12 protein-coding genes are annotated in these 10,433 nt (G+C 65.8%); 6 read left to right on the forward strand and 6 right to left on the reverse strand.

Annotated elements, in window-relative coordinates; translation table 11 throughout:
- On the forward strand, positions 1-528 hold a 528-nt coding region (locus tag ACZY0B_RS25885; RefSeq protein WP_463767094.1), incomplete at its 5' end, for a response regulator.
- On the opposite strand, the gene ACZY0B_RS25890 is transcribed toward ACZY0B_RS25885, so the two are convergent.
- Positions 521-1,420: a thiamine pyrophosphate-dependent enzyme gene (locus ACZY0B_RS25890; protein ID WP_463767096.1), complete on the reverse strand. Its 900-nt coding sequence runs from the start codon at positions 1,418-1,420 to the stop codon at positions 521-523. The genes ACZY0B_RS25885 and ACZY0B_RS25890 overlap by 8 nt on opposite strands.
- Before the next feature lie 127 nt (positions 1,421-1,547).
- Complete coding sequence (gene meaB / locus ACZY0B_RS25895) at positions 1,548-2,435, reverse strand: methylmalonyl Co-A mutase-associated GTPase MeaB (RefSeq protein WP_463767097.1); 888 nt, start codon at positions 2,433-2,435, stop codon at positions 1,548-1,550.
- 253 nt (positions 2,436-2,688) lie between these two features.
- On the opposite strand from meaB, the gene ACZY0B_RS25900 reads away from it, so the two are divergent.
- Both ACZY0B_RS25900 and mbp1 read left to right on the forward strand, forming a co-directional pair.
- Positions 2,689-3,561 (forward strand): proline iminopeptidase-family hydrolase, encoded by an 873-nt coding sequence (locus ACZY0B_RS25900; protein ID WP_463767098.1) that lies wholly within the window; start codon positions 2,689-2,691, stop codon positions 3,559-3,561.
- A 328-nt stretch (positions 3,562-3,889) separates the two neighbouring features.
- Positions 3,890-4,132 (forward strand): microaggregate-binding protein 1, encoded by a 243-nt coding sequence (gene mbp1 / locus ACZY0B_RS25905; protein WP_463767099.1) that lies wholly within the window; start codon positions 3,890-3,892, stop codon positions 4,130-4,132.
- Positions 4,133-4,168: 36 nt separating this feature from the next.
- Here the strand turns inward: mbp1 and ACZY0B_RS25910 are convergent, their stop codons facing one another.
- The 4 genes from ACZY0B_RS25910 to ACZY0B_RS25925 are packed head-to-tail and all read right to left on the reverse strand — an operon-like array spanning position 4,169 to position 8,311.
- The gene (locus tag ACZY0B_RS25910; protein ID WP_463767100.1) at positions 4,169-4,936 is read right to left on the reverse strand and encodes an enoyl-CoA hydratase/isomerase family protein; all 768 of its coding nucleotides are present in this window, start codon (positions 4,934-4,936) and stop codon (positions 4,169-4,171) included.
- A 1-nt stretch (position 4,937) separates the two neighbouring features.
- Positions 4,938-6,026 carry an acyl-CoA dehydrogenase family protein gene (locus ACZY0B_RS25915; RefSeq protein WP_463767101.1) on the reverse strand — a complete coding sequence of 363 codons (1,089 nt, stop codon included), beginning with the start codon at positions 6,024-6,026 and terminating at the stop codon, positions 4,938-4,940.
- On the reverse strand, positions 6,013-6,918 hold the full coding sequence (locus tag ACZY0B_RS25920) for an acyl-CoA dehydrogenase family protein (RefSeq protein WP_463767102.1): 906 nt from the start codon (positions 6,916-6,918) through the stop codon (positions 6,013-6,015). The genes ACZY0B_RS25915 and ACZY0B_RS25920 overlap by 14 nt, the downstream gene beginning before the upstream one ends.
- Positions 6,896-8,311, reverse strand: a complete 1,416-nt coding sequence (locus ACZY0B_RS25925) for a class I adenylate-forming enzyme family protein (RefSeq protein ID WP_463767103.1) — start codon at positions 8,309-8,311, stop codon at positions 6,896-6,898. Before ACZY0B_RS25925 ends, ACZY0B_RS25920 begins: the two co-directional genes overlap by 23 nt.
- Before the next feature lie 180 nt (positions 8,312-8,491).
- On the opposite strand from ACZY0B_RS25925, the gene ACZY0B_RS25930 reads away from it, so the two are divergent.
- The 3 genes from ACZY0B_RS25930 to ACZY0B_RS25940 are packed head-to-tail and all read left to right on the forward strand — an operon-like array spanning position 8,492 to position 10,431.
- Positions 8,492-8,794 carry a 2Fe-2S iron-sulfur cluster-binding protein gene (locus ACZY0B_RS25930; protein WP_463767104.1) on the forward strand — a complete coding sequence of 101 codons (303 nt, stop codon included), beginning with the start codon at positions 8,492-8,494 and terminating at the stop codon, positions 8,792-8,794.
- A 19-nt stretch (positions 8,795-8,813) separates the two neighbouring features.
- Positions 8,814-9,128 (forward strand): hypothetical protein, encoded by a 315-nt coding sequence (locus ACZY0B_RS25935; RefSeq protein ID WP_463767105.1) that lies wholly within the window; start codon positions 8,814-8,816, stop codon positions 9,126-9,128.
- A 40-nt stretch (positions 9,129-9,168) separates the two neighbouring features.
- Positions 9,169-10,431 carry an amidohydrolase family protein gene (locus ACZY0B_RS25940; RefSeq protein WP_463767106.1) on the forward strand — a complete coding sequence of 421 codons (1,263 nt, stop codon included), beginning with the start codon at positions 9,169-9,171 and terminating at the stop codon, positions 10,429-10,431.
- The last annotated feature ends 2 nt before the right edge of the window (positions 10,432-10,433 follow it).

Here is a 10,433-nt window from a genome sequence, read left to right on the forward strand (position 1 = left end):
GACGGCACGCAGGCGCTGGAGCTGATCAAGGAGCACCGTCCCGACGTCGCGTTGCTCGACTTCCGGATGCCCGGCATGGATGGCGCCCAAGTGGCCGCGGCGGTGCGAAGCAACGACCTGCCGACGCGCGTGCTGCTGCTGTCGGCCCATGACGAGTCGGCGATCGTGTATCAAGCGCTGCAGCAGGGCGCCGCGGGCTTTCTGCTCAAGGACTCGACGCGCACCGAGATCGTGAAGGCCGTGCTCGATTGCGCGCACGGAAACGACGTCGTGGCGCCCTCGCTTGCCGGAGGCCTCGCCGCCCAGATTCGGCAGCGAGCAGAACCGACGTCTCCCGTCCTCAGCGCTCGGGAGCGCGAGGTGCTCAATCGGATCTCGCGCGGTCAAAGCATCCCCGCGATCGCAGCCGAGCTGTTCGTGGCACCCTCCACAGTCAAAACGCATGTGCAGCGGCTATACGAGAAGCTCGGGGTCAGCGATCGCGCGGCTGCTGTCGCCGAGGCTATGCGGCAAGGTCTGCTCAGCTAGCGGCAGGCCACGCTTCCGGCTCCCGAGTCGGCGCCGGCTGCTCCTCCCACAGCATGGCCTTCGCACAGGCCTCTGCCTCGGCGACCAGGTGGCGAGCCCGGCGCTCCACCTCGTAGAGGTGGCCGGCACTGATGCCGCCGCCGACCAGCTGCTCCCTTGCCAAGACCAGTGGGTCCACCGAGGACGCACCATTCGTGCGTCGGGTGACCGCCTGAACCAGAACGGGACCTCCGCCCGCGGCCGCGCATCGCACGGCGCCGGCGACCGAGTCACGAACCGCCTCAACGTCGTTGCCGTCGACAGAGAGCACCGGCAGCCCGTGGCACTCGCTCGCGTTGGTTTCCTGACATGCGTTTTCGACGACGAACACCACCGGAAGCTGCCAGGACAGGGCGATGTGCGCGGCCTCGGCGAAGTCTGCGGATTTCGCGTCACGCGTTTCCATGACGCACACCGTGACGCTACCGTCGTCGATCAGTTGCTTGCCGTAGGCGTGTCCCACGGCCAGTAGCGGTGATCGCTGCAAAGCGCCTGAGAGAGAAGACGACCCACGAACGGAAGCCACGAACGGCGCGTCCTCGTCGCTGTCAGGGCCGAAACCCGGGCCGATCAACGCGGCGATGGCCGGGCCCAGCGGCAGCGCGCAACCGATCTGCTGGGCGTGCTGCAGATGGATTATGCCGGTGGTCATGAGGTCGCCGGGACGAAGTGCCGCGGCGGTGCCGATGGCCACTGCCTCTTGACCGAATGCGGCCTGCACGGGTTGGTTGAGCCGACCGTCGATGCGCAACTCCTCCACTGCCATGTCGAGCAGGCGCAAGACCCACATTTGGCGGTACAGCTCCAGCTGCTCACGCAACCGTGCCGCAGACAGTTCAGGTGTGCGAGTCATGTTCGGTGTCTCCTAACTCGTCGTGGATACGAGAGTTAAGTTAGGCGGGTTGCGCTGGGCAAACCTCCGCCGATCGGGCCGCATTCCGGATGAATGCCCGTTCCCCCGATTGGGGGACACGCGACCATCAATCCTGGCCCTGACCTGCGCGTAACAGCAACCGCGCGGCCGCCGAATACGGGTCGTCCTGGCCGTCGACCACCGATTCCGCGAGCCCATCGAGCTCCGACTGGCTCCGCAGTTGGGTTTGGGCCAGCGAAAGGATCTGTGCGCGGGCGCGAGCCACCCGACGCTCACGGCTGTCGGTGCGGTGGTGGTCGTCGATGGCGGCGACGAGGTCCGTGACCCCCTCACCCCGAGCGGCGATGAGGCTGACGATGGGCGCCTTGGTCTCGGCCCGCAGGTCCCGCACGGTCTGTTCGGCACCATCCCGGTCGGCCTTGTTGACCGCAACGATGTCGGCGACTTCCAGCACGCCCGCTTTGGCGGCCTGGACCGCGTCGCCCGCCCCGGGGTTGAGGATGACGATGGTGGGGTCGGCGACGGCGGCAATCTCGATCTCCGACTGCCCCACCCCCACGGTTTCCAGCAGCACCATGTCGTAACCGATCGCACCGAGCAAGCGGATGGCCGCCGGCACCGCGGCCGCCAGACCCCCGAGATGACCGCGGCTCGCCACCGAGCGGATCAGCACGTCAGAGTCGTTGATATGCGCGGCCATTCGAATTCGGTCGCCCAGCAGCGCGCCGCCGCTGAATGGCGACGACGGGTCCACGGCCAGCACAGCCACCCGGCAGCCACGCTCGCGGTAGGCGCCGACGAGGGCCGCAACCGTCGTCGACTTACCCGCGCCCGGCGGACCGGTGATACCGACGACACGCACCTTGAGCGCGCTTGCCGGGCCGATGCTGGCCAGCACCTCGTCGCGCCGTTCGCCTTCGACGAGGCTGAGCAGCCGACCCACGGCGCGCGGAGATCCGTTGCGCGCTTCGGCAATTAGGTCGGCGATCGTCATCACGAGAACAATATTCTCTCATTCTGAGAGTGGCAGTTGCAAGGACATGGGGTTCGCACGGCCCGACCGCCACGCGGGCGCGCGCGCCCATCAACCCGCGAGAGTGCAACTACCGGCGCTCGCTCTCGGTATGCGCGTCGCTAGTCGCACTTTCGCGGCGAAATTCGCGTCACGACCTGGCCGCAAGGCAGGCCGACTACGATTTCGTGCCATCTGCGGATACTGCTCACGAGACGTAGGAGGAGGCGCAGCCATGGCTCAGTCGGAGGGGACCATCGCGGTCCCGGGCGGGAACGTTTGGTTCAAGCGCGTCGGCGGCGGGCCGGGTCTTCCGCTGCTTGCCATTCATGGCGGGCCCGGCGTACCGCATAACTACTTGCTTTCGCTGGAACGTCTAGCCGACGAGCGCGAGGTCATCTTCTGGGATCAGCTCGGCTGCGGAAACTCCGAATGTCCGTCGAACCCTGAGCTTTGGACGATGGAACGTTCGGTCGCCGAAATGGACTCGGTCATTCAGGCTCTTGGCTTGCGGCGGTTCCATCTGTTCGGCAACTCGTGGGGCGGCATGCTGGCACAGCAGTACGTACTCGACGTCCCGTCGACCGCGGCCAGCGTGACCATCTCGAACAGCATCGCGTCCATACCCGCATTCTCCGACATGGTGGCCCGGCTGAAGCGCGATCTCGACCCGGCCATCCAATCCGCCATTGACCGCCACGAAGCCGCCGGTACGACAAACTCTTTCGAATACCAAGACGCCATCCGCACCTGGAACGAAACGTATCTCTGCCGTGTCCGGCCCTGGCCGCGCGATCTCCAGGACGCGTTCATGCGTATGGGAGCCGAGAGCTTCGAAACGTTGTTCGGTCCCAGCGACTTTCACATCGTCGGCACCATTCGCAGTTGGGACGTATTCGATCGGCTGACTGAGATCGCGCTGCCGACCCTCGCCGTCGCGGGTAGGTACGACGAATGCGCCCATGAGCACATGTGGGAAATGCATCAGCGCATCAAGAACTCGCGGTTCGAGTTGTTCGAGTCGAGTTCGCACATGCCTTTCATCGAGGAGCCGCAGCGCTTCGACGACGTGATGCGGGATTTCTTGCGGCACCACGACGACGGCTGAAGTTTTCAGATTTCACCCGGAAAAGGCCGACGTAACCCCTCCCACCCCGGCACCCGCCGGCCAGCTTCACCATCGACCACGCGGTGGAGAAACGGCGCGCGTTCCTCGCGAAGGACTAGATGCTCGGCGATCGTCGACGACGGTCACCGCGACACGCCTGCCCGACACGCCGAACGCTGGTCGTCACGACTAACCGTGCCGCCGCTGCCGTCCTGGCAGACGCCCAGAGTGACCGACCCCACACAAGTGGTTCCGGTTGAGGCGTTGCCGGGCCGGCCTCGTGGGGTACGGCTGACAGGACCGACTACTTCACGAAGGGAGCTCCAACATGAGTGACCGCGACAACGGACTCGTGGAAGGCATCAAGGGCGTTATCGAGGACGCGATCGGGAAGACCAAGGAGATCGTCGGCATCCTGATCAGTAACGAGGGTCTTCGCAAGGAAGGCCGCGCCCAGCAGGACAAGGCCCAGGCACAACGCGACGTGGCCAAGAAAGAGGCGCAAGCCGAGGCGGCGCGTGGTGCCGAGAAGACGGCCGAGGCCCGCCAGAAGGCTGCGGCCAAGAGCTAGTCACGCCCCGTCGAAGAACTGAGCCGCGACTGCGGCTCAGTTCTTTGCCGCGTTGAACTTAGCGACGTTGGCCCGGAAGTCCTCGGTCAAAAACGATTGGCTCTCGGCCGAGAGGGCGTAGTCGAGGCTGGCGAGCACCGCACGCTCGAGATGAATGTTGAGCACCCGCTTGGTGCTCTCGACGGCCTGCTGCGGCAGCTCCAAAATCTTTTTGGCACAGGCGATTGCCTCCGCCACCGGGTCCGCCGCCACGTGATTGGCCAGTCCGAGTTCCACGGCGCGCGGGGCTTTGATCCGGGTGCCGGTGAGCGCGTATTCCTTGGCCAGCAGCAGGCTGATGTGCAGCGGCCACGTCAGCGGTCCGCCGTCGGCGGCCACCAACCCCACCTGTACATGTGGATCTGCCAGGTAGGCATCTTCGGCGATGTAGACGATGTCGCTCAGCGCGACCAGGCTGCAGCCCAGACCGACGGCGGGGCCATTCACGGCCGCTACCACCGGAATTCGGCACCGCGCCATGCCCAGCACGATCTCGCGTCCGTCCCGGATGGTCTTGGCCCGCAGGTCGGCGTCGTTCGCAAGTTCCTCGAGGTAACCGAAATCGCCGCCGGCCGAAAATGCCCTGCCGGCCCCGGTGATCACCGCCGCACGGGCGGTGGGGTCATCGGTCAAGCGCTGCCATATCCGCGCGAGCCCGGAGTGTAGGTCGTCGTTGACCGAGTTCAGCGAATCCGGACGGTTCAGCGTGATGATCCGCAGTGCACCGTCGGCACGGACGTCGATTTCAGCAGGCATGTCGTACACGTCAGACTCCCAATCCCAAGATTCGCGAAGCGATGATGTTCTTCTGTATCTGTGATGTCCCGCCCATGACGCTCTGCGCGCGGCTGTACAGGTAGGCGCTGAGCAGATCGGGATCACGGGTACCGGCGACCGCCAGTGCCGCGTGCCCCACGGATTGTTCGACCCAAGTCATCAGCAGCTTGTCCAGCGAGCCTTCCGACCCGTGCGACACCCCGTCCAGCTGTTCGGACAGCCGCCGCCGCACGTGATGAGTCAGCATATCCGACTGGACCGCAGCCCATGCCAGCTCTTCAGATACGTCACCGTCGTTGCGCGCCAACAGTTCTCGGACCAGCTTGCCGTATCGCGCGGCGTAGCCGAGGGTGGAGGGCTCGCGTTCGTGTCCGACGACCGTCATCGCCACGGCCCAGCCGTCGCCGGGCGCACCCACCATCCGGTCCGCCGGCACCGTGGCGCCATCGAAGAACACCTGACCGAACTCGTTGGTGACCCCGTTCATCATCTGTAGCGGACGCTGTTGTACGCCAGGCTGTTTCATCGCGATCACGAACGCCGACAAACCCCGGTGTCGCTTGGCCCCGGGATCGGTGCGGGCCAGCAGCAGACACCAGTCGGCCACGTCGGAGTAGCTAGTCCAGATCTTGTGCCCGTGCACAACATAGTTGTCGCCGTCGCGGGTGGCGGTGGTATTCAGCGACGCCAGATCCGAGCCGGCACCGGGTTCGCTGAAGCCCTGGCACCAGCGCTCGGTGCCGTTGATGATGCCGGGCAGGAAGCGTTTCCGGAGCTCCTCGCCGCCATGCGCGCCGATGCCGTACACCAGATAGCCGACGCTGGGGCGCGGCGGCGCACCGGCACGCACCAGCTCCTCGTCGACGATGACGTCGTACACCGGCGCCAAGTCCTGCCCACCCCAATCGCGAGGCCAGGACAGGCCGAAAAACCCGTTCTCGTACAGGGCGCGATGCCAGTCGGCCATGCGCGCCCAATACTCGTCGCCCGAGCCGGAGAATTCCTTGGCGTGCGCCGAAAGCCAGGTGCGCAGCCGCTCCCGGAAGGCCGCCTCTTGCGGTGAGTCACGAAAGTCCAAGATCGATCTCCTTCAACGTGACGGGCCACAGCTCGGTCGATGTCAGGGCGCGGCGCAGGTAGACATGCGCGATGCACTCCCAGGTATTGCCGATACCACCGTGTACCTGAACCGAGGCCTCGCAGACGGTTCGGGTGGCACGCGCGCAGTAGACCTTCGCGATCTGGGCGGCCCGGATGGCCCGCGCGGGATCGAGTTCGTCGACGCCCCACGCGGCATGGCGCAGCACACTGATCGAACCTTCAATCAGGGCAAGGCTTTCGGCCAGCAGGTGAGCGATGGCCTGATACGAACCGATCTGCTTGCCGTACTGCTCGCGAATCTTCGCGTAGTCACACGCGACGGCCTGTGCGCCCCGGGCGATTCCGACCAGGTCTGCCGAAGTGGTGACCAGCGCCAGCGCATACCACCGGGCCGCCGCCTCGTCGGCCAGTTCACCGACCGTCTCGGGGGATCCGCTCAATTCGGCTGTTGCTCTGGTCAAATCGGCGCCGTCGCACACCGCACCCACGTCCGTGGCCAGCACCTTATTGCCGGACAGCGACAACGCCCGACGGGCACCTCGCGCGTCGATCGCGCGGTCGTCCACGGCAACCGTCGCTCCGTCGGCATCGGCGCCGACGCGGTGCGCCAGGTCGTCGGCCAGCACCGGACCGAGGAACGGCGTGTCGACCAACCGGCGCCCGAATTCCTCGGCCACGATGGCGACTTCGACGCCCGACGCCCCGTCGGAGCGCAGCGATCTGAAGCCCGTCGCCGCAATCTGCTTGTCCAGACGCGCGATTCGGCTGTCGTCGGCGAGGTCCGCCACCGTGGCCGGCCCCAGATCGTCGGCCAGTTTCGCGGCGGCATCACGCAACTGTTGCTGTTCAGCTGTCAGACGTACATCCATAGCGCTCCTTCAGCACTCGGCGCAGCACCTTGCCCGACGGCAAGCGAGGAATATCAGGAACGAACACGACCCGGCTCAGGTGTTTATAGGACGCCAGCCTTTCGTCCACCCGGGCGGTCAGGTCGGCGGCGACCGCCTCCATGTCGCTGGGAGCCCGGGTAGCAACCGCGGCAACGACGGCTTCGCCGTTGATCCCGTCCGGAACTCCAAACACCGCACAGTCTTTGACGGCGGGATGACCGTGCAACACCGTCTCGATCTCGGCTGGCGCGACTTGAAAACCGCGCACCTTGATCATCTCTTTGAGGCGATCGGTGATCCGAAGCCAATTGTCGGAGTCGAGCCAGCCGACATCTCCGGTGCGATACCAGCCGTCGCACATCGCCTCACCGGTCGACTCGGCCGGAAGGTAACCCGCCATCAGCGAGGTCGACCGCGCCTGGATCTCACCGACCTCCCCCGGGCCGACCGGCTGGCCGCTCTTCAGCGAGATGACCCGCAGCTGGACCCCCGGCACCGGACGCCCGACGGTGTCGAGCCGCGCCTTGTCCAGCGGATTGCACGCGATCACCGGCAGTTCCGTGGTGCCGTAGGCCGCAACCCAACCGACGCCGGTACGCCGGGTCACGGTCTCGGCGACGCTGGCGCTGACCGGCGTTGCGCCCCACATGATGAAGCGCAGCGACGACAAGTCGTACGACTCCAGCGTCGGGTGTGAGGCGATGGCCATTGCGATGGGCGCGACCGCCATTTCGATTGTGATGCGGTCTTTTTCGATGTGATGCAGCATCCGGTCGATGTCGAAGCGCGGATGCAGCCGCAGCCAGGCGCCGGTGCGCAGCGCCGTGACGATGTTGAGCAGGCCCAGGATGTGCGACGGCGGTGTGGCGACCTGAATTCGGTCTTGCCGGGTGAGTTGCAGCGCGCCGCGCCAGTGCCGCACGGCGTCGGCCAGGGCCGCGTGGGTGTGCCGAACAGCCTTCGGTAAACCGGTGGTGCCCGAGCTGAACACCAGCACCGCATCGGCGCGCGGCAGTCGCGACATCGGAATCGGCTCGGCCGGGGTGACCGGTTCGTCCAAGTGCAGCATCGGCATCAGCCCGGACAGCACGGGATGGTCCCCGACCGCGTGGCTGGGGCTGGTCAGGGCCAGCGCGTGGTCGACCTCGTCGTGCTTCCAGGCGGGGCTGATGAGCACCGCCGTGGCGCCCAGCCGCCAGATGCCCAGCAGGACGGCGACGAACTCCGGCCGGTTGGACGACATCACGGCAACCCGCTGGCCCGCGGTGACACCGCTTTTGCGCAGGGCCGCGGCCAGACTGTTGGCCAGCGTGTCGAGCTGAGGCAGGCTGAATTGCCGTTCCTCGAACACGAGCGCAGCCGGCTCGGTCACGTCCTGTCCTTCCCCGCAGGCCAGGCTGACCCGACATCGGCGCAGTAGAGAAGATGCTATCGCTTAGTGAGAATAGTATTCTCTATACTGAAGAACGCAAGTACGGGCGGGGCGGCCACGGTGGGACCGGAAGCGTTCCAGCGCGCCGCGGTCACCGCGACAATCGAGGAGACTCCAAGGGTGGCAGATCCCACATCGAACGGTGCCGATCCCGGCACGGTGACGATCTACCTGGAACGCAAAAAGGCAACCGTGCCCCTGGTTCCCGGCGAAACGCTCCTGGAGAGCGCACGCCGGGCCGGGCTGGATCCCCCGTTCAACTGCGAGGCCGGCAACTGTGGCACGTGCATGGCCCGCCTCGAGAACGGGCACGCGACCATGCGGATCAACGACGCTCTCGACGACGACGAAGTGGACGAAGGCTACATTTTGACGTGCCAGGGCGTACCCGATACGGATTCCGTCACGGTGCGCTACGAGTAGTCACAGAGAGGTGGCGACGATGGCCAAGGGCATCATCCTGGTGGAGAGTCGACCCAGTTCGCCCGAACGCGACCAGGAGTACAACACCTGGTACGACGAAGTCCATCTGCCTGAACTCGTGGCTCTCGACGGATTCGTCTCGGCGCGACGGCTGCGGCCGTTCAACGGCGAAGGCCCATACGTCGCCATCTACGAGATCGAAGGCGACGACCTCCAGGCCGTCCTGGACAACATGATCGCCAACGCCGGTCAGTTGACGATGTCGGATGCATTGCAGTTGGATCCTGTGCCGATCCCCCGGCTGCTGGCGACGACGACCGAGTGCGACGGCTAGCCGAATTCGGCTGCGCCGCCGTGTGGGAGAGGAAAGCCTGATGGATGTCGATGACCTGATCCTGGTGAGCATTGACGACCACGTGGTCGAGCCGCCGGACATGTTCCTGCGTCACGTGCCCGCCAAGTACAAGGCCGAGGCCCCGATCGTCGTGGTCGACGACAAGGGCGTCGACCAGTGGATGTACCAGGGCAGGCCACAGGGCGTGAGCGGGTTGAACGCGGTGGTGTCGTGGCCGGCCGAGGAATGGGGCCGCGACCCCGCCGGTTTCGCCGAAATGCGGCCCGGCGTCTACGACGTTCACGAACGTGTTCGCGACATGAACCGCAATGGCATCCTCGCCTCGATGTGCTTCCCGACGTTCACCGGCTTCTCGGCCCGGCACCTCAACATGACGCGCGAAGACGTCACCCTGGTCATGGTGTCGGCCTACAACGACTGGCATATCGATGAGTGGGCCGGCTCCTACCCGGGCCGGTTCATCCCCATCGCGATCCTGCCGACGTGGACGCCCGAGGGGATGTGCGCCGAGATCCGGCGGGTGGCGGCCAAGGGCTGCCGGGCGGTCACCATGCCGGAACTGCCTCATCTGGAAGGACTTCCGAGCTACCACGACGACGACTACTGGGGTCCGGTATTCCGGACCCTGTCCGAAGAGAACGTGGTGATGTGTCTGCACATCGGCACCGGATTCGGGGCGATCAGCATGGCGCCCAACGCGCCGATCGACAACTTGATCATTCTGGCCACTCAGGTGTCGGCGATGTGCGCGCAGGATCTGCTGTGGGGTCCCGCGATGCGCAACTATCCGGATCTGAAGTTCGCCTTCTCCGAAGGCGGTATCGGCTGGATTCCGTTTTACCTGGACCGCAGCGACCGCCACTACACCAACCAGAAGTGGCTGCGGCGCGACTTCGGCGACAAGCTGCCCAGCGACGTCTTTCGTGAACACTCGCTGGCCTGCTATGTCACCGATAAGACTTCGTTGAAGCTGCGCCACGAGATCGGCATCGACATCATCGCCTGGGAGTGCGACTACCCGCACTCGGACTGCTTCTGGCCCGATGCGCCCGAGCAGGTGCTGGCCGAGCTGAACGCCGCCGACGCCGACGACTCCGACATCAACAAGATTACCTGGGGCAATGCCTGCCGGTTCTTCGGCTGGGATCCGTTCGCCCGCACCCCGCGCGAACAAGCCAGCGTTAAGGCGTTGCGCGCCAAGGGTGCTGACGTCGACGTGTCGATACGGCCACGGGCTGAGTGGGCGCGGCTCTACGAGAAGAAGCAACTCGCCGCGCGGTAGGG

Source organism: Mycobacterium sp. IDUB_19 (assembly GCF_055419445.1).

What these genes read in the sequence shown, in the direction of transcription:
- mbp1 (WP_463767099.1), top strand. Translation starts at nt 3,890, where the DNA reads ATGAGTGACCGCGACAACGGACTCGTGGAAGGCATCAAGGGCGTTATC.
- ACZY0B_RS25935 (WP_463767105.1), top strand. Translation starts at nt 8,814, where the DNA reads ATGGCCAAGGGCATCATCCTGGTGGAGAGTCGACCCAGTTCGCCCGAA.
- meaB (WP_463767097.1), bottom strand. Translation starts at nt 2,435, where the DNA reads ATGACGATCGCCGACCTAATTGCCGAAGCGCGCAACGGATCTCCGCGC.
- ACZY0B_RS25890 (WP_463767096.1), bottom strand. Translation starts at nt 1,420, where the DNA reads ATGACTCGCACACCTGAACTGTCTGCGGCACGGTTGCGTGAGCAGCTG.
- ACZY0B_RS25900 (WP_463767098.1), top strand. Translation starts at nt 2,689, where the DNA reads ATGGCTCAGTCGGAGGGGACCATCGCGGTCCCGGGCGGGAACGTTTGG.
- ACZY0B_RS25920 (WP_463767102.1), bottom strand. Translation starts at nt 6,918, where the DNA reads ATGGATGTACGTCTGACAGCTGAACAGCAACAGTTGCGTGATGCCGCC.
- ACZY0B_RS25940 (WP_463767106.1), top strand. Translation starts at nt 9,169, where the DNA reads ATGGATGTCGATGACCTGATCCTGGTGAGCATTGACGACCACGTGGTC.